This window comes from Methylobacterium sp. 275MFSha3.1 (assembly GCF_900108435.1).
Classification (GTDB): Bacteria; Pseudomonadota; Alphaproteobacteria; order Rhizobiales; family Beijerinckiaceae; genus Methylobacterium.
The window spans coordinates 84424-102379 of record NZ_FNWP01000005.1; the positions used below are offsets into that span (position 1 = coordinate 84424).

19 protein-coding genes are annotated in these 17956 nt (G+C 71.3%); 8 read left to right on the top strand and 11 right to left on the bottom strand.

Going from position 1 to position 17956, the window contains the following annotated elements:
* The first annotated feature begins 18 nt into the window (after positions 1-18).
* The 3 genes from BLW78_RS06760 to BLW78_RS06770 all read left to right on the top strand — a co-directional run bounded on the left by BLW78_RS06760 (position 19) and on the right by BLW78_RS06770 (position 4095).
* Positions 19-1242, top strand: a complete 1224-nt coding sequence (locus tag BLW78_RS06760) for a glycosyltransferase (protein ID WP_170855118.1) — start codon at positions 19-21, stop codon at positions 1240-1242.
* A complete protein-coding gene (locus BLW78_RS06765) occupies positions 1239-2750 on the top strand; it encodes a lipopolysaccharide biosynthesis protein (protein WP_091677873.1) in 1512 nt (503 codons plus the stop codon). Before BLW78_RS06760 ends, BLW78_RS06765 begins: the two co-directional genes overlap by 4 nt.
* A 100-nt stretch (positions 2751-2850) precedes the next feature.
* Positions 2851-4095: an O-antigen ligase family protein gene (locus BLW78_RS06770; RefSeq protein ID WP_091677876.1), complete on the top strand. Its 1245-nt coding sequence runs from the start codon at positions 2851-2853 to the stop codon at positions 4093-4095.
* A gap of 38 nt (positions 4096-4133) precedes the next feature.
* On the opposite strand, the gene BLW78_RS06775 is transcribed toward BLW78_RS06770, so the two are convergent.
* The 8 genes from BLW78_RS06775 to mdcA form a co-directional block, all read right to left on the bottom strand.
* Entirely contained in the window at positions 4134-5615 is a 1482-nt protein-coding gene (locus BLW78_RS06775; RefSeq protein ID WP_091677877.1) for an aldehyde dehydrogenase, read from the bottom strand.
* A 68-nt stretch (positions 5616-5683) separates the two neighbouring features.
* Complete coding sequence (gene gmd, locus BLW78_RS06780; RefSeq protein ID WP_091677880.1) at positions 5684-6667, bottom strand: GDP-mannose 4,6-dehydratase; 984 nt, start codon at positions 6665-6667, stop codon at positions 5684-5686.
* 176 nt (positions 6668-6843) lie between these two features.
* Positions 6844-7770 (bottom strand): acyltransferase domain-containing protein, encoded by a 927-nt coding sequence (locus BLW78_RS06785; RefSeq protein WP_091677882.1) that lies wholly within the window; start codon positions 7768-7770, stop codon positions 6844-6846.
* Positions 7767-8426, bottom strand: a complete 660-nt coding sequence (mdcG, locus tag BLW78_RS06790) for a malonate decarboxylase holo-[acyl-carrier-protein] synthase (RefSeq protein WP_091677885.1) — start codon at positions 8424-8426, stop codon at positions 7767-7769. Before mdcG ends, BLW78_RS06785 begins: the two co-directional genes overlap by 4 nt.
* Positions 8419-9135 carry a biotin-independent malonate decarboxylase subunit gamma gene (gene mdcE, locus BLW78_RS06795; protein WP_091677888.1) on the bottom strand — a complete coding sequence of 239 codons (717 nt, stop codon included), beginning with the start codon at positions 9133-9135 and terminating at the stop codon, positions 8419-8421. Before mdcE ends, mdcG begins: the two co-directional genes overlap by 8 nt.
* Positions 9122-10051, bottom strand: coding sequence for a biotin-independent malonate decarboxylase subunit beta (locus BLW78_RS06800; RefSeq protein ID WP_091677891.1), 930 nt, complete (start codon positions 10049-10051; stop codon positions 9122-9124). The genes mdcE and BLW78_RS06800 overlap by 14 nt, the downstream gene beginning before the upstream one ends.
* 2 nt (positions 10052-10053) lie before the next feature.
* Positions 10054-10362, bottom strand: coding sequence for a malonate decarboxylase acyl carrier protein (gene mdcC, locus BLW78_RS06805; protein ID WP_091677894.1), 309 nt, complete (start codon positions 10360-10362; stop codon positions 10054-10056).
* A 38-nt stretch (positions 10363-10400) separates the two neighbouring features.
* The gene (gene mdcA / locus BLW78_RS06810) at positions 10401-12047 is read right to left on the bottom strand and encodes a malonate decarboxylase subunit alpha (RefSeq protein ID WP_091677896.1); all 1647 of its coding nucleotides are present in this window, start codon (positions 12045-12047) and stop codon (positions 10401-10403) included.
* A gap of 227 nt (positions 12048-12274) precedes the next feature.
* On the opposite strand from mdcA, the gene madL reads away from it, so the two are divergent.
* The 3 genes from madL (at position 12275) to BLW78_RS06825 (ending at position 14279) form a co-directional block, all read left to right on the top strand.
* Entirely contained in the window at positions 12275-12706 is a 432-nt protein-coding gene (madL, locus tag BLW78_RS06815) for a malonate transporter subunit MadL (protein WP_091677899.1), read from the top strand.
* A 17-nt stretch (positions 12707-12723) separates the two neighbouring features.
* Entirely contained in the window at positions 12724-13488 is a 765-nt protein-coding gene (gene madM, locus BLW78_RS06820) for a malonate transporter subunit MadM (protein WP_091678279.1), read from the top strand.
* A gap of 122 nt (positions 13489-13610) precedes the next feature.
* Positions 13611-14279, top strand: a complete 669-nt coding sequence (locus BLW78_RS06825) for a GntR family transcriptional regulator (protein ID WP_020091534.1) — start codon at positions 13611-13613, stop codon at positions 14277-14279.
* A 15-nt stretch (positions 14280-14294) separates the two neighbouring features.
* On the opposite strand, the gene BLW78_RS06830 is transcribed toward BLW78_RS06825, so the two are convergent.
* Positions 14295-15179: an NmrA family NAD(P)-binding protein gene (locus BLW78_RS06830; protein WP_091677902.1), complete on the bottom strand. Its 885-nt coding sequence runs from the start codon at positions 15177-15179 to the stop codon at positions 14295-14297.
* Between the two features lie 74 nt (positions 15180-15253).
* On the opposite strand from BLW78_RS06830, the gene BLW78_RS06835 reads away from it, so the two are divergent.
* Positions 15254-15688, top strand: coding sequence for a winged helix-turn-helix transcriptional regulator (locus BLW78_RS06835; RefSeq protein WP_091677906.1), 435 nt, complete (start codon positions 15254-15256; stop codon positions 15686-15688).
* A 72-nt stretch (positions 15689-15760) separates the two neighbouring features.
* Here the strand turns inward: BLW78_RS06835 and BLW78_RS06840 are convergent, their stop codons facing one another.
* Both BLW78_RS06840 and BLW78_RS06845 read right to left on the bottom strand, forming a co-directional pair.
* Entirely contained in the window at positions 15761-16132 is a 372-nt protein-coding gene (locus tag BLW78_RS06840; RefSeq protein ID WP_020091531.1) for a cell division protein ZapA, read from the bottom strand.
* A gap of 42 nt (positions 16133-16174) precedes the next feature.
* Entirely contained in the window at positions 16175-16459 is a 285-nt protein-coding gene (locus tag BLW78_RS06845; RefSeq protein ID WP_091677909.1) for a DUF4164 domain-containing protein, read from the bottom strand.
* A 452-nt stretch (positions 16460-16911) separates the two neighbouring features.
* Here BLW78_RS06845 and gap point away from each other — a divergent pair, with 452 nt between their 5' ends.
* Positions 16912-17916: a type I glyceraldehyde-3-phosphate dehydrogenase gene (gene gap / locus BLW78_RS06850; protein ID WP_091677911.1), complete on the top strand. Its 1005-nt coding sequence runs from the start codon at positions 16912-16914 to the stop codon at positions 17914-17916.
* Positions 17917-17956 lie beyond the last annotated feature (40 nt).

Here is a 17956-nt window from a genome sequence, read left to right on the forward strand (position 1 = left end):
CGCGCGGTGACCGGCCCCCTGCGGATCCTGCATCTCAGCGCCCTCTACCCGCCCTACATCGTGGGCGGCGCCGAGCGCTCGGTGGAGCACCTCGCCGAGGAACTCGTCGCGGCCGGCCACACGGTGGCGGCGGCCTGCATCGCCCGGGAGCCCGAGCCCAAGAGCGTGCGCGGCGGCGTCACTGTCTACCGCATGGCCCACCACAACGATTTCTGGCTCGAGGACTGGCCCCAGGCGAGCCGCTTCGGCCGCGCCTGGGCGAAGCTCAAGCAGCAGTGGAATTTCGCCGTCGCGGCCGAGTTCGGCCGCGTCCTCGACGATTTCCGGCCCGACATCGTGAACACGCACTCGCTGCTCGACGTCTCGACTCTCGTCTGGCGCGAGGCGGCCAAGCGCGGGATCCCGATCGTCCACACGGTCTGCGAGTACGACCTGATCTGCGGCAACGCCGCGATGTTCAGGGACGGCAAGCCGTGCGACCGCTGGCACCTGGGCTGCAAGGTGGTCAACGCCGCCAAGCAGATCACGAACCGGTCGGTGGACGCGGTCGTCAGCGTCGGGACCGAGATCCTCAAGACCCATGTCGACCACGGGTTGTTCGCGCATCTCGCGCCCGAGCGGCGCCGGGTGATTTTCTATTCCTGCACCGTCCCAGAGGGCGACCCGGAGGCCAGGCGCCGGATCGACCGGACCGGCCAGCCGATAACCTTCGGCTATCTCGGCCGGATCAACACCGAGAAGGGGGTCGGCACGATGATCGACGCCTTTCGGCGGATCGGTCCCGGCGATTGGCGCTGCCTCGTTGCCGGCCACGCGATGGACGACTCGATCGAGCGGTTCAAGGCGCAGGCCGAGGGCCTGCCCATCGACTTCGTCGGCTGGGCGAAACCCGCCGAGTTCCTCAGCGCGATCGACGTGCTCATCGTCCCGTCGTTCTGGGCCGAGCCGTCGCCGCGGACGATCTACGAGGCCTACACGATGGGCGTTCCGGTGATCGGGGCGGGCTCGGGCGGCATCCCCGAGCTGATCGGCGAGGACAACGCCGACTGGCTGTTCACGCCGGGCGACGACGCCGACCTCGCCGCACGGCTGCGGACCGTGATCGCCCGCGGCCGCGGTGACCTGCCGGACGAGCGCGCCTTCCAGCACGTCATCCGCGAGTCGACCTCGGAGCGCGTCGCCGAGAAGTACCTCGATCTCTACGCCGAACTCGTTGCCGAGCGTCGGACGAGCCGCCCGTGAGCGCCGCCGCGCCGGTCCTGTCGGAGGCGGCCGCCGCCGAGGAGGAGCCGGGGCTCGCCTCCGGCGCCGCAGTGACGCGGCGCTCGTTCGACGCCGCGCGCTGGGTGGCGGTGGCCTCGGTCGGCAACGTGGTCCTCAGCTTCGGGGTGTTCCTCGTGCTCGCCCGCCTCATCGGGCCCGCCGAGTTCGGTATGGTGGCGATCGCCGCGGTCTTCATCGACATCCTGCAGATCGTCGCCCGCTGCGGCCTGCCCGACGCGGTGGTCCAGCGCGCCGACCTCGACGAGGACTTCGCCGGCACCGCCTTCTGGGTGATGCTCGCCACGGGTGTCCTGTGCGCCGTGGGCCTCGTGGCCCTGGCCGGCCCGATCGCCTGGATCTTCGACCTACCGGCGCTGCGGCCGGTCCTGTGCGCGCTCTCCGCCTGTTTCGTCATCACCGCAGCGGGTGCGATCCACGAAGCGCGGCTCCAGCGGAGCTTCGGCTTCCGCAAGCTCGCCCTGCGGGCGCTCGGCGCCAACGTGCTCGGCGGCGCCGCGGCCCTCGTTCTGGCCCTCGACGGCTACGGCGTCTGGAGCCTGGTGGTGCAGCGGCTCGTCGCCGCGACCGCGACCACGCTCCTGACCTGGGCGGCGGCCCGCTGGATTCCGCCGCTGCGGCTGCACCTCGCCTCCGTGCGCGAGCAGATCGCGTTCGGCTCGCGGCTGTTCTGCACCTATCTTCTGCTCGTCGCCTCTATCCGGAGCCAGGAAGTCATCGCGGCCTACTTCCTGTCCGCCACCGATGTCGGCTACCTGCGCCTCGCGTGGCGCTGCATCGACCTTGTGAGCCAGGTCGCGGTCATCCCGCTGACCACGGTCGGGCTGACCACCTACGCGCGCCTCCAGGACCGTCCGGGCGAGCTGGCCGCGGCCTTCCACGGATTCACCGAGGCCTCCGCGTTCCTAGCCGTGCCCGCCTTCTTCGGCATGGCGGCCGTCGCCCCGACCCTCATCCCGTTCCTGTTCGGCGACCAGTGGCACGACGCGGCGCCGGTACTGCGGACGCTCGCGCTCCTCGCCCCGGAATTCGTCGCCACCTCGATGCTGTGGATGATCTTCACGGCCCTGGGCCGCAACGGCACGGCCCTGCGGCTCGCCGGCGCGCAGTTCGGCCTCGGCGCCGCGGCGGCCCTCGTCACCGCGCCCTTCGGCCTCGCCGCCCTGGTCGCCGGGCATGTGGTGAGGGCCTACCTGTTCACGCCCGCGATCGTCGCCAGCGTCGGGCGCGTCGTCCCGGTCACGAACGGGCGGCTCGTGCGGCTCCTCGCGCCGATCACGCTCTGCGCCGGCGCGATGGCCGGGCTGGTGCTGGTCGTCCAGGGGCCGATCCACGCCGCCCTGGGGGACCGGGTCGGCCTGTTCGCGGCGGTCGGAATCGGGATCGCGGCCTATCTGGGCCTCGCCTGGATCTTCATGCGCGGCACGCTCCGCACGGCCGTCGGTCTGTTCCTGAGACGCCCCGCCTGATCTGCACCCTCCGCCAACCTTTGTGGGCGACACTGCCCGCTAGAGGCCGCGGCCGGCGGAGGGTTCATCGGCGGTCGATGCGCGGGGACGGTGCAGGGTGATGGCGGAACAGGCGTTGCCGATCGAGACGCGTGCGCCGGCCGCGTCCCTCCTCGCGGACCGCGTCGCCGTGTTCCTGCTTGGCGCCGCCCTGAACTTCAACGTCCTGACCTCGACCTTCGGGCTGCCGTTCCAGCGCCTGTCCGACCTGCTGCCGTTCCTGCTCATCCCCTGGCTCGGGTTGCGCCGCGCCGTCGTCGCGGAGGCACTGCGGCAGGCCGCGCCCCTCGCCGGCATCCTGGCGCTAATCGCGGCCTCGTTGGTGCTGAAGGCGCACAAGCAGGCGGGCGACGTCTACCTGACCCTCGTCCTGCTGCTCTACGTGGTCCAGGCGTTCATCCTGCTGGTGATGTTCCGCGACCGGCGCGTCGAGGACGCATTCTGCGTCGGCCTGCTCGCCGGAATGCTCGCCTCCCTCGCGGTCCTGCTGCTCGCCGCCTCCGGCATGCCGCTCGACCGGTTCGGACTCGCCGTTCCCACGGACGGGCTCGACGAGGAGCTGAAGCTGTTCGTGCAGGACAAGCAGGGCGGCCTCTGGGCCTCGGGCAACGAGACCGGCCACGTCTTCGCCCTGGCCGGGGCCGCGGCCCTGCTGCTCAGCCTGCGCTATCGCCTGAAGATCGTCTATCTCGCCTACTTCGCGGCCCTCCTGGCGAGCTTCCCGTTCACCAACAACCGCGCCGGCCTGTTCATGCCGATCCTGTTCCTCGGCCTGCTGATGCGGCGGAACCTCAAGGCGCCCGCGGTGCTGGCCGCGCTCGGCGTCCTGGGCGTCCTGCTCGTGGCCTGGGCGGTGACGGGGGAGATCCCGCTGCCGGGGACGCTGTCCCAGGCGATCGAGCGGCGCTTCGCCGAGGACCACAACGTCACGGGCAATTTCGACGAACGGTTCCTGTCCGGCGTGACCGCGCTCCAGCTGGTCCTCGAGTACCCGTTCGGTGTCGGCGAGGTCGCCCGCCGGGAGGAGCTGCAGGCCCTGACCGGGCTCGTGACACCACACAACGGCTTCGTGTCGCTGGCACTCCAGAGCGGCATCGCCGCGGCGCTGCTGCTCGTCGCCGGCCTCGGGCGGATCCTGCTGGCGCCCGCCGCCTTCGGGCCGTTCCTGACCTACAGCGCGGTGTTCCTGATCCCGTCGCTCATGTTCGAGGAACTGTCGGTCAACCAGTACTTCCTCTTCTTCATGGGCTTCGTCCTGGCATCCCTCGCGCTGCCGCCGGACCGCGCCCAATCGGCCCCGGTTTAGGGACCGCGCCGCCACGGATCGCGGCGCGGCCCGCGGGCTCAGCGCATGACGAAGGGGTTCTCCGGCGCGTCGCGGCTCGTGGAGATCCAGACGCTCTTGGTCTCCAAGTACTCGCGGATCGACTCGATGCCGCTCTCGCGGCCGATGCCCGAGCGCTTCATGCCGCCGAACGGCATCATGTAGCTCACCGCCCGGTAGGTGTTCACCCAGACGGTGCCGGCTCGCAGCCCCTTCGACATCCGCATCGCGCGGCCGATATCCTGGGTCCAGACGCCGGCCGCGAGCCCGTAGATCACGTCGTTGCCGACTCTCAGCGCCTCGGCCTCGTCTTCGAAGCCGATGATCGACAGCACCGGGCCGAACACCTCCTCCTGGGCGATGCGCATGTCGTTGGTGACGCCCGTGAAGATCGTCGGCTCGACGAACTGGCCGCCGAGCACGCCGGGACCGGAGGCGGGATTGCCGCCGAACACGCAGCGCGCGCCCTCGCTCTTGGCGAGCGCGATGTAGTCGAGCACCTTTGTGTACTGGGGCGGCGTCGTGATCGGCCCGATATTGGTGTCGGCCTGCATCGGGTCGCCGAGCTTGGCGGTCCGGGCGAGCTCGATCAGGCGCTCAGTGAATTCCTGGCGGATGCTGTTCTGCACCAGCAGGCGCGATCCGGCGATGCAGGTCTGCCCGGTGGCCGCGAAGATGCCCGAGATCGCGCCGGCGGCGGCGGCCTTCAGGTCGGCATCGGCGAAGACGATGTTGGGCGACTTCCCGCCGAGTTCCAGGGACACGCGCTTGATCTGGCGGGCGGCCGCCTCGTAGACCTTCGCGCCGGTGACGTCCGAGCCCGTGAAGGTGATCTTGGCGACGTCCGGATGCTCGACGATGGCGGTGCCGGCCTCGCCGCCGTAGCCGGTGACGACGTTGAACATGCCGTCGGGCAGCCCGGCCTCCTTGGTCAGGCGGGCGAATTCCAGCGTGCTGGCGGAGGCGAATTCCGAGGGCTTCACCACGACCGCGCAGCCGGCCGCGAGCGCGGGCGCGCATTTCCAGGCGACGAACAGGAGCGGCGAGTTCCACGCCGTCAGCGCTCCGACCACGCCCACCGGCTCGTGCCGGGTGAACGCGAAGGTCTCGGGCTTGTCGATCGGCACCTGGGCGCCCTCGACCTTGTCGGCGAGGCCCCCGTAGTACCACCACCATTCCGGCTGGTAGCGGGTCTGGCCGTACATCTCGGCGAAGAGCTTGCCGTTGTCGCGGACCTCGATCTTGGCCAGCGCCTCGGCCTCGCGCTCGACGAGATCGCCGATCCGGCGCAGGACCTTGCCGCGGGCCGAGGCCGTCATGGTCGCCCAGGGTCCGTCCCACATGGCGCGCTTGGCCGCGGCTACCGCCCGGTCGACGTCGGCCCGCCCGGCACGCGGGATCCGGGCCCAGGGCTCGCCGCGATAGGGGTCGATGGACTCGAACCACGAGCCCTCGACCGGATCGACGGACTGGCCGTCGATGTAGAGCTGGTAGGTCTTCACGGCGCGCCTCTCCGTCCGGGGATGCGCGCCATATGGACCCGGAGCCCGCCCGCGGCGAGCCCGACGGCTCAGGCGTTGGCGCTGAGGCGCTTGATGTCGGCGTCGACCATCTCAGTGATCAGCGCCTCCAGGCTGGTCTCGGCCTCCCAGCCGAAGGTCGCCTTGGCCTTGGCGGGGTTGCCCAGCAGCACCTCGACCTCCGCCGGGCGGAACAGCGCCGGGTCGACGATCAGGTGGTCGTCCACCTTTAGGCCGACATGCTTGAACGCGATCTCGCACATGTCCCGCACCGTCGTGGTCCGGCCGGTGGCGATCACGTAATCGTCCGGGCGGTCCTGCTGCAGCATCAGCCACATCGCCTTCACGTAGTCGCGGGCGTGGCCCCAGTCGCGCTTGGCGTCGATGTTGCCCAGCCGCAGCTCCCTCTGCTGGCCGAGCTTGATCCGCGCCACCGCGTCGGTGACCTTGCGGGTCACGAACTCGACGCCGCGCAGCGGGCTCTCGTGGTTGAACAGGATGCCGTTCGACGCGTGCAGCCCGAAGCTCTCGCGGTAGTTGATGGTCATCCAGTGCGCGTAGAGCTTGGCCACGCCGTAGGGCGAGCGCGGGTAGAACGGCGTCGACTCGCTCTGCTTGGCCTCCTGGATCAGGCCGAACATCTCCGAGGTCGAGGCCTGGTAGTAGCGCGCCTGGGGGGCCGCCGAGCGCAGGCATTCGAGCATGTGCACGGCGCCGAGGCCGGTCACCTGCCCGGTGAGCAGCGGCTGCTGCCAGGACGAGGTCACGAACGACTGGGCGGCGAGGTTGTAGATCTCGTCGGGCTTCGTGGCCTGGACGATGCGCAGCAGGGCGGACTGGTCGAGCAGGTTGCCGTCGACCAGCTCGACATCGTCGGTGATGCCGAGCCACTTCAACCGGTGGTCGAAGACGCCGGCATGGCTGGAGCGCCGCACGATGCCGGTGACGGCGTAGCCCTTCTGCAGGAGCAGCTGCGCCAGATACGCGCCGTCCTGGCCCGTCACACCCGTGATCAGCGCTCGCTTGGCCGTCATGAACCCGTCCCGTCCCGAAGATGCCCGGCTGCTACGACCGCAACGGGCCGCGCGTCAAGGCGATGTGTCGACATCAGTATTGCGCCAAGCAAGCGGAGCCGGAGCGGCACATCGCCAGACTAGCGTCGCAACTCGACAGCCTACTGCAATGGTCGTGCGGCCCCAGTGCGGCACGGCTAAGGTCGCGCGAGCCAGTCCGCCACGCCGTCGAGCGAGCGGAATTCCTCGACGGCGTGGACGCGCGCCGCCGGGAGCGCGGCCCGGGCCATGGTGGCGAGGGCGTGGCCCGGCCCGAGTTCGAGCACGCGGTCCGCGCCGTACTCGCGGCACGCTTCCAGGCAGGCGGCCCAGTCGATCGTGCGCGAGATCTGGAGCGCCAGCTTGTCGCGACCCTCGGCATCCCGAAACACCGTGCTTCCGTCCAGCCCACTGACCAGCCGGGGCATGCGAGGGGGCGGGCGGCGCGGCGGTACCGCGGCGAGCGCGTCCCGGAAGGCCGCCGTCGCAGCGTCCAGCAGCGGCGTGTGCGACGGGGTGTGGACGGGCAGGACCACGGCACGCTGCGCGCCGGCGCCGGTCGCCTCTCGGCACAGCGCCACCAGCGCCGCGCGCGGACCGCCGACGACGCCGCTGTCGGCCGCGTTGCGGATGGCGAGGTGGCAGCCGTGTCGCGCCGCGAGATCCTCGAGCGTCGCGAGGCTCAGGCCGCGGATCCCCGCCAGCCCGAACCCCGCGCCGGACGCGGCGTCCATGGCCTCCGCACGCCGGGCGGCCAGGGCGAGCACGTCCGCGGTGTCGAGGCGCCCGGCGACGCCCCAGGCGGCCAGATCGCCGATGCTGTACCCGGCCACGATCGACCGGTCCGGCATCGCCTCGGCCAGGGCCCGCCACGCCGACAGGGCGGCGACGCAGCAAAGGATCTGGCCGGTCCGATTGGCGTTCAGGGTGTCGCCGCCCGCGCGGGCCAGGTCGCGCGGGTCGGCGCCGTCGAGGAGCGGTCTCGCGGCCGCGAACACGTCCTGGGTCGCCGGATGTTCGGCCGTGATGTCGAACATCGCCGGGTGCTGGCCGCCCTGGCCGGAGAGGAGGATCGCGAGGGTCATGCCGGGGGCGCGCCCCGCAGGCTCCCGACCGGCCGCAGGACCAGCCGGTCCAGGCTCTTGGCGAGCACCGAACCGTCCTCCGGCGCGTCGCGCAGCTCGCGCCAGTGCAGACCGGCGCCGTCCGGCAGCAGGATCTCGCCGTCGATGCCCATCGGCGCCGTCTCCGCCACGGCGGCGATGCCGTCGAGAAGGTCGACCGGCACCGGTGGTGGGCACGGCCAGAGCAGGTCGAGATCGGAGCTGGCGCTCAGGTAGGTCAGGCCGGTGACCGCCTGCCAGAGCAGGCTGCCGAAGGGGCGCGGCACGAGGCCGTGCCGTCGGCCGAGCGCCGTCAGGGCGTCGAGGCTCGGGCCCCAGGCCGCCGGCGCGCGGGCGACGGCCTCGGCGAGGGTCACCACCGGTGCGGGCGCCAGTGCCGAAGCCGGCAGCGCTAGCCCGATCCGCCGCTTGCCGTCCGCGGGCGGCAGCGGCAGGCCGAGCGGCACCGCGTCGCCGGTCTCTCCGGGGACGCGGCGGCGGACGATCAGCGGCCGGCCCGCAGCGGCCCACCCCTCGAGATGGGGGACGGCGCCGAGGTCGGGCCGGTCCGCGCGCCACGCCGCCCAGGCCGCCGGATCGACCCGGACGAGGTCGTGGCGTCGGAACGGCTCAGCCAAGACGGGCTTGGTCGGCCACGGCCGCCGCGACGGTGCGGGCGACCGGGCGACCGCCCCGCTCGGCGCCCAGCCGGTCGCGGATATCCTCCGCCGGCAGGGTATCGATCACCGCGCGGATCTGGCCCTCCAGGGACAGGTCCGGGTTTAGAACCACGTGGACGGCGCCGGTCGCCACCATGTTGTCGAGGCCGGGCGCGAAGACGGGCGTCGACTTCGCCATGTCCTTCAGCGTGTCGAGCGGCAGCTTGGTCACCCGGGCGACGGACGGCAGGTCCATCACGCTCGGGTTCGCCCCGGGTAGGGCCGCGAGGACCCGCGTCGCGAGCGCCGTGGCGATGAAGGCGCCGGCGGCCGAGTGGCCGTAGATCAGCCCGATCGTGGGATGGCCCGACCGGTCGGCCAGGAGCAGCGCCTTGGCGAGATGCGCGAGGCACTCGTTGAGACCCAGCAACTCGTCGCGGCGGCTCATGCGCTGGCTGTCGGAATCCACCGCCACGAGGATCGGCGCGCGGTCGCCGGCCCGGACGGCGTCGAGCACGGCGCGCGACAGGACCAGCGCCCCGTCGACGCCCAGGGGCGTGTCGCCGTCGACGCCCACGACGTGCATCCGGCCGTCCGCGAAGGGGCCGGTGCCGGTCACGAGGCCGTCGCGCACCGCCACCGCGTGTCCCCGCGGGAACAGGGAGGCGAGGATCTCAGCGAGCGTCATGGTCTGCCTCCGGGCTCCGGGCCACGGTCTCGTCGAAGGCGGGCGTGTCCATCGCCGGCACCGCGTCGGGATCGTTCACGCCGAGGCGCGCCCAGACCTCGGTGGCGTCGCGGCAATCGCCGAATCGCTCGATCCGGGCCTCCAGGCGCGCCTGCTCGGCGTCCAGGGTCGCCAGATCGAAGGCCGCCGCTCGGCCGACGAGGTCGCGGGCGGCCGCGCGGAAGGCCGCGACCGTGTCGGCGCAGAAGGCGTCGGCGCCCCCGATCAGGCGACGGTGCTTGCCACCCATGGTCCGCCAGACCAGAGCGCGGTCGCGGGAATCGAACTCCTCGGCGCCCTTGTTGGTCTCGATCACCTCGGGGCCGGAGACCGAGATGCGCCCGCTCTCCGACACGGCGAGCCGCGAGCAGGTGCCGGCGATGAGGCCGCCGCCGCCGTAGCAGCCGGCCCGCCCGCCGATCAGCCCGACGACCGGGATGCCGGCCGCGCGGACGTCGACGATGGCCCGCATGGTCTCGGCGATGGCCGTCTCGCCGGCATTGGCCTCCTGGAGGCGGACGCCGCCGGTGTCGAACAAGATAAGGACCGCCTTCGGCTTCAGCTCCAAGGCCGCGCGGAGCAGGCCGACCAGCTTGCCGCCGTGCACCTCGCCGAAAGCGCCGCCCATGAAGCGGCCCTCCTGGGCGGCGACCAGGACCGGGTCGCCGTCGAGGCGCGCGCTCCCGACCACGATACCGTCGTCGAAGGCGCGGGGCAGGTCGAAGAGCGGCAGGTGCGGGCTCATCCGCCGCTCGGTCGGCGGCAGGAACTCGCGGAAGCTTCCCGGATCGGTGAGCGCCAGCACGCGCTGGCGGGCGGTGGCCTCGTACCAGCTCAGGGCGTCCGGATCGAAGCGCGCGGCGCGGTCGGCAGCCATGGTCAGGCCTCCATCAGCCGCGCGCCCTGGAGCAGGCGCAGCGACACGGTGTCGGGGCGGGCGCCGCCGTCGTTGATGCTGATGCGGAGGCCGCCCGGCTGCGCCCGGGCAACGAAATCGGCCACCACCGCCTCCCAGACGTCGCCGAAGCCGGCGATCGGGGTCTCGATGGCCACCTCGCAGGCATCCGGCGGCAGCACCCGCTCCAGCAGGATCTCCAGGTTGCCGGAGGCGACGACGCCGGTGATCGCGCTCGGCGCCGAGCCGGCCAGCGGCTTCCTGGTGGTGTGGCGGAAGGTCAGGGATTCCATCGCCGGCTCCTCGGGTGCGGATACGTCATCGCGCGACGCTACCAGTTCCGGAAGCGGGCGGGCGGCTCGTAGAGCCCGCCGGACCAGTGCACGAGATCCTTGATCGACTTCGCGGCGAGCAGTGCGCGGTCGGCGTCGAGCGGCTCGATGCCCAGATCCTCCGGGCGTCGGATGACGCCCCGGGCGCGCAGTTCCTCGACCTTCGCCCGGTCTCGACCGCGACCGACCTCGGTGTAGCCGGCCACGCCCCGGATCGCCTGCTCGCGCTCGTCGGCGTCGCGGCAGAGCAGGAGGTTGGCGATGCCTTCCTCGGTGACGATGTGAGTGACGTCGTCCGCGTAGATCATGACCGGCGCCAGCTCGAGGCCGATCTTTTTGGCCAGCTCGAGGGCGTCGAGCTTCTCCACGAAGGTCGGCACCAGCTTGTCGCCGAAGGTCTCGACCAGCTGCACGACGAGCTTTCGCCCGCGCATCAGTGCCGGATCGCCGACGATCTGGCCCTCGCGGCCGGCCTTCATCCAAGCGTCGGAGGGGTGGCGTCGTCCGTGCGGGTCCGACCCCATGTTGGGCGCCCCGCCGAAGCCCGCCACCCGCGACTGCGTGATGGTCGAGGAATGGCCCATCAGGTCGATCTGCAGGGTCGCACCGATGAACATGTCGCAGGCGTAGAGGCCGGCGGTCTGGCAGAAGGCCCGGTTCGAGCGCAGGCTCCCGTCGGCGCCGGTGAAGAAGACGTCCGGACGCTCGCGGATGTAGCGGTCCATCCCGACCTCGGAGCCGAAGCAGTGGACCTGCTTGACCCATCCGGACTCGATCGCCGGGATCAGGGTCGGGTGCGGATTCAGCGCCCAGTGCGTGGCGATCTTGCCCTTGAGGCCGAGCTTCTCGCCGTAGGTCGGCAGCAGCAGCTCGATCGCGGCCGTGCCGAACCCGATGCCGTGGTTGAGCCGCTTGATGCCGTACTCCGCGTAGATGCCCTTGATCGCCATCATGGCGATCAGGATCTGCGTCTCGGTCATCGCCGCCGGGTCGCGGGTGAAGAGCGGCTCCACGTAGAAGGGCCTGTCGGCCTCGACCACGAAGTCGATCCGGTCGCCCGGGATGTCGACTCGCGGGACCGCGTCGACGATCTCGTTGACCTGCGCAACCACGACGCCGTTCTTGAAGGCGGTCGCCTCCACGACGGTCGGCGTGTCCTCGGTGTTCGGCCCCGTATACAGGTTGCCGTTCCGGTCGGCCGAGACGCCGGCGATCAGCGCCACGTTGGGCGTCAGGTCGACGAAGTAGCGGGCGAACAGCTCCAGGTAGGTGTGCACCGCCCCGAGCTCGATCTGGCCGCCGTAGAGCATCCTGGCGATGCGGGCGCCCTGCGGGCCCGAATACGAGTAGTCGAGCCGCTTGGCGATCCCGGTCTCGAACACGTCGAGGTGCTCGGGCAGCACGATCCCCGACTGGACCATGTGCAGGTCGTGGATCTTCCCGGGATCGCAGGCGCTCAGGCCGCGGGCGAGGCAGTCGGCCTGCTTCTGGTTGTCGCCCTCGAGGCAGACGCGGTCGCCGGGCCGCAGGATGGCCTCCAAGAGGTCGACCACGGCTCCGGCCGGCACGACCTTGCCGTCCGCATGGGCGCGCCCCGCCGCGATCCGCGCGTCGCGCGCCTGCCTCTCACCGCGCCACTCGCCCATCCGCGTGCTCCCACCGGTGTACCGAACGTCATATAGCGGGCGCTCTGGTATTCTCAAACCCTTAGTTATCACAGTTTCGTATACGGGATTGCGCGCCTGTCAACATCTTGCATACTTTCACCAACGGCCCCCGAGGCCGATCTGGGAGGGCAACGCGCCATGTCGCACGCGTCCATACGGCCGTCGGATGCGGCCGGAAGAGCCGCTTCCTGGAAGGGGCAACGCCGATGATCGTCCTCGGTGTCGCCCTGCTCGCCGCCTGCACGCTGGTCGGCGTGTATCTCGGCGATCTCCTCGGCCTGGCCCTCGGCGTGAAGGCCAATGTCGGCGGCGTCGGCATCGCCATGATCCTGCTCATCGCCGCGCGCTTGTGGCTGTCCCGCCGGGGCCGCCTGACGAAGGGCGTTCAGTTCGGCGTCGAGTTCTGGGCGGGGATGTACATCCCGATCGTGGTCGCCATGGCGGCCCAGCAGAACGTCGTCGCCGCCGTGAGCGGCGGCCCGATCGTGCTGATCGCCGCGACCGGCTCCCTGGTCCTGTGCTTCGGCGCGGTCGCCCTGCTGAGCCGGATCGGCCGGCGCGATCCCGGAAGTGGCCCCGTCGAGCACGGCGGATCCGTGATCGACGGCGACGCCGAACCCGTCGCCAGGAAGGGGTGATCGCCATGGGACACGACATCTGGCACGGCATCGAGCACGTCTTAGTCGAGCAGAGCCTCGTGGCCGCCTTCGCGGTGGTCGGCGCGCTGATCCTGGTCTCGAACTTCGCCGCCAAGCACCTGACCAACGGCCGGGTCCACGGCTCCGCGATCGCGATCGTGCTCGGTCTGGTGCTCGCCTATGTCGGCGGGCTCTACACGGGCGGGAAGAAGGGCCTCGCCGACATCCCGGCGCTCGCCGGGATCGGCCTCATGGGCGGGGCGATGCTGCGCGACTTCGCCATCGTCGCCACCGCCTTCGAGGTCGACGTGATCGAGGCGAGGCGCGCGGGCCTACTGGGTGTCCTGGCGCTGGCGCTGGGCACGATCCTGCCGTTCATCGTCGGCACCCTGACCGCTGTGGCTTTCGGCTATCACGACGCGGTCTCGATCACGACGATCGGCGCCGGGGCGATCACCTACATCGTCGGGCCCGTCACCGGCGCGGCGATCGGCGCGGATTCCACCGTGATGGCGCTGTCCATCGCCACCGGAGTGACCAAGGCGGTGATGGTGATGGTCGGAACGCCCCTGGTCGCCCGGCTGATCGGCCTCGACAACCCGCGCTCGGCCATGGCGTATGGCGGCCTGATGGGTACGGTCAGCGGAGTCGCCGGGGGCCTCGCGGCGACGGATCCGAAGCTCGTACCCTACGGCGCACTGACGGCGACGTTCCACACCGGCATCGGTTGCCTCGTCGGACCCTCGATCCTGTTCCTGACGGTGCGGGCCCTGGTCGGCTGACGCGTCGGCTCACCGGCTTCCCGGCCGAACAGCGGATCCGCACGCGCGGATTAGGGTATGGTCCCGCATCGTCTTCCCGAGGACGGGCAGGCGCCGCTCACGGGACGCTCGAGGAACGGCGGATGCACGGCGACTTCCAGAAGATCGACAGCGGGCTGCTCTCGGACCGGATCCGCGACGCGCTCACCGACGCCATCGCGTCGGGGACGATCGCGGCCGGCACGGCCCTCGACGAGCAGAACCTCGCCGATCGCTACGGCGCATCGCGCACGCCCGTCCGTGAGGCGCTGCGCCAGCTCGCGGCCTCGGGCCTCGTGGAGATCCGGCCCCGGCGGGGCGTGGTGGTGGCGCGCCTGACGCCGCAGCGGATCGCCGACATGTTCGAGACGACCGCCGAGATCGAGGCGATGTGCGCCCGGCTGGCCACCTACCGGATGACGCCCCTCGAGCGCGGCGAGCTGATGGAGCTCCACGAAGAATCCGCCAAGGCGGTCGAGGCGGGCGACGTCGACGCCTACGACCGATTCAACCGCGCCTTCCACGAGGCACTCTACACGGCGACGCACAACGGCTTCATGGCCGAGCAGGCTCTGGCGATCCGCGAGCGGCTGGCCGCGTTCCGGCGCACGCAGCTCCGCCACGCCGACCGGATCCGCCGCTCGCGGGAGGAGCACGGCGAGATCCTGTCGGCCATCGCCGAGGGGGACGGCGAGACGGCCGCCCGTCGCATGCGCGCCCACATGCTCCGGGCCGCGGCGGCGCTGGGGCGCTACATCGCCGAGACGGAGTGACGGGCCGGCGCGGGTTCAGAGCCGTGCGACGGCGTCGCGCACCGTGGACCGGTAGGGCGTCGTCGGCCTGCCGATCAGCGCGCTCAGCTGACGCGTGTCGTCGTTGAGGGCGCCGCGGGCCGCGGCCGCGTCCGAGTCGGCGAGCAGCGCTGCGAGATCCTCCGGCAGGCCGGCGGCCACCAGCGCCGCGCGGTACTCGGCCTGCGGCAGATCGCGGTACGCGACCGGCCTGCTCGCGGCGGCAGAGATCGCAGCGGCGAACTCGGTCAGCGTGTAGGCCTCGTCGCCCGCCAGCTCGTAGATGCGGCCACTCTGCCCGTCGGCGGTGAGGACCGAGGCTGCCGCCGCGGCGTAGTCGGCGCGCGCGGCCGAGGCGATGCGCCCGTCGCTCGCGCAGCCGAGGGCGGCGCCGTGGGCGAGCGCCGACGCGATCCCGGCGGCGTAGTTCTCCGTGTACCAGCCGTTGCGCAGCAGGACGAACGGCACGCCGGAGGATTCGAGCAGCCGCTCGGTCCGGCGATGCTCCTCGGCCAGGGCGAGGGCCGACGTGTCGGCGTGCAGGACGCTCGTGTAGGCGATCAGGCCGACACCGACCCGCTTGGCGCTGTCGATGACGTTGCGATGCTGCGCCACGCGCCGGCCGATCTCGCTGGACGAGATTAGCAGGAGTCGCTGGATGCCCTCGAGCGCCGCGTCCAGGCTCGTCGGGTCCGCGTAGTCGGCCCGTCGGACCGCGACGCCGAGCCTTCGCAGGCTCCGTGCAGCCTCGCCTTCGGTGTCGCGCGCGCCGGCCACCACCGCGCTGGCCGGTACGCGCTGAAGGAGCGCCGCGACGACTTGGCGGCCGAGTTGGCCCGTGGCGCCGGTCACGAAGTAGGTCGGCTGACTGGTCGGGCTCATGCTCGCTCCTCATGGTTCAATATCGGAGCAAGGTCACTAGATGAGACCGCCAGCGCGGTGAAGGAGGCAGGATTTTGGGACCAGGTTACTCGGAGGAAACCGCGGTGCCGCTCGCCCGCGCCGAGCTGGCGGCCAAGTACGCGGCCTGGCAGGCCGGAACCCTCGATCCGGCGGCGTGCCCGGTGCGGGACGTGCTGGATCGGGTCGGCGACAAGTGGTCGATGCTGCTCCTGATCGCCCTGGCCGACGGGCCGCACCGGTTCAGCGCCCTCCTCCGGACGCTGCCCGACATCTCGAAGCGGATGCTGACGCAGACGCTCCGGGACCTGGAGCGGGACGGTTTCGTCGCGCGGACCGTGTTCCCGACGAAGCCGCCCAGCGTCGAGTACCGGCTCACGGATCTCGGGGCCGCCTTGCTCGAGCCGCTGGCGCGCCTCGTGCAATGGGCGGAGGAGCGTCACGGCGCAATCCGGGCGGCGCGGACCCGGTTCGACGCGGAGCCCTTCTAGGAGCGTCGCGCGCGGCCTGCCACGGCTTCTTGAGGACGTCCGGCCTCGCGCTGTCCGCCCGCGCGAAGAGGGTCAGGCCCGCGGCGCCGATCCGCCGAGGGCGTCGGCGAGCCGCCCGATATGCTCGGCCGCCCGGCCGATCCCGAACGCCGCCCGCTCGGCATCGTCGACCCGCCCGCGCTCCGCGGTCTCGGCGGCGGCGCGCAGCTCCGCCACGCTGCTCTCCAGCGACGCGATCCGCGACCGCAGTTCCGCGAGTTCGTCGGCGATGGTCAGCGCCGCCATGACCTGCAGGCGCATATCGCCGATCTCACCGAAGCTCTTGCGCATCTCGCCGATGCGCCCGTCGAGGAGGGCGGCGAGACCGGTGAGATGCGCCTCCTCACCCTCGCCGCAGGCCATGCGGTAGCTGCGGCCGTCGATGGTCACGTTGATCTGCGGCAAGGATCGCTCCGGTGGTCGCTCCGACAGGCTTGAGCGTTGGTGTCAGGCGCGTCCGAGCACATCCTGAACGGTCTCGATGGCCCGGTCGAGCCGGTGGCCGACCTCCCCGGTCGTCGCCGAGACCGTGGCGAGGCGGGCGCTCGCCGTGTCCAGGGCGGCGGCGAGCCGGGCCCGGTCCTCGTCCATCAGGGCGAGTTCCGCGTCCCGGTCGTCGGGCTGCGCGTCGGTCTCGAGGCGATGCTGGACGACGGCGTCGAGGCGGTTGATCGCCGCTTCGAGCCGGTTGAGGGCGTCGTCGATGGAACGGGTCTCGGTCTCGTCGGCCATGGTTCTTCGTCTACCCCGACGCGAAGCTTTCCGTCGAATGCAGGCGAAATTCCAGCGCGAAAACGCGTTCGATCCCCGATCCGGTCGCTGATCGAATGGATCGTCGCGATCCCTGTTTATTGGTCGGTGGATCGAAGGTCTTTGTCACAGCCACGCGTTTGACAGGTCGAGGCTCCATGCTAGACAGCCGCGCGATCCCGAGAGGGACCGCGCGAGACATGCCGGAGGGCCGGTCCGCGACAGTTCCGAGGCCTCAGCCAGCACCGTCCGAATTGACGGTCACGGGCGTGGAAGCCCGGCCTCTCCCGGTCCGGTTCATCGCAGGTTCAAACCCGCCCGCCCAGATCCCGCCCGGCCCGGCCCGGACGGTATGGCGGGCCGCCGAGACCGCTCCGCGGACCGCCCCCCTGAGGTCCGGCGCGCGGCGAGCCGCATCAGGAAGGAGTCACGCCGTGACGAAGGTTGCCATCAACGGGTTCGGGCGCATCGGCCGCAACGTCCTGCGCGCGATCGCGGAAGCCGGCCGCAGCGACATCGAGGTCGTGGCGATCAACGATCTCGGCCCGGTGGAGACCAACGCCCACCTGCTCCGCTACGATTCCGTGCACGGCCGCTTCCCCGGCGAGGTCGCGGTCGACGGCGAGTTCCTCGTGGTCAACGGCAAGCGCATCAAGGTCACGGCCGTGCGCAACCCGGCCGAGCTGCCGCACCGCGACCTCGGCGTCGACATCGCCCTGGAATGCACCGGTATCTTCACCTCGAAGGACAAGGCGAAGGCCCATCTCGACGCCGGCGCCAAGCGCGTTCTCGTCTCGGCCCCGGCCGACGGCGCCGACCTGACGGTGGTCTACGGCGTCAACCACGACAAGCTCACGGGCGAGCACCACGTCGTCTCGAACGCCTCCTGCACCACGAACTGCCTCGCCCCGGTGGCGAAGGTTCTGGACGAGGCCGTCGGCATCGAGCGCGGCTTCATGACCACGATCCACTCCTACACCAACGACCAGCCCTCGCTGGACCAGATGCACAAGGATCTCTACCGGGCCCGCGCCGCGGCGCTCTCGATGATCCCGACCTCGACCGGCGCCGCCAAGGCCGTCGGCCTCGTGCTCCCGGAGCTGAAGGGCAAGCTCGACGGCACCGCGATCCGCGTGCCGACCCCGAACGTCTCGGCGGTCGACCTCGTGTTTACGGCCAAGCGCGCGACCACGGCCCAGGAGATCAACGACGCCATCAAGGCGGCCGCCTCCGGCCCGCTCAAGGGCGTCCTCGGCGTCACCGACCGGCCGAACGTCTCGATCGACTTCAACCACGATCCGCACTCGTCGACCTTCCACCTCGATCAGACCAAGGTCATGGACGGCGTGCTGGTGCGCATCCTGACCTGGTACGACAACGAGTGGGGCTTCTCGAACCGCATGGCCGACACGGCCGTGGCGATGGCCAAGCTCATCTGAGCCGGACTTGAGCGGTCGCCGCCTCCCTTGAGGCCGGCGG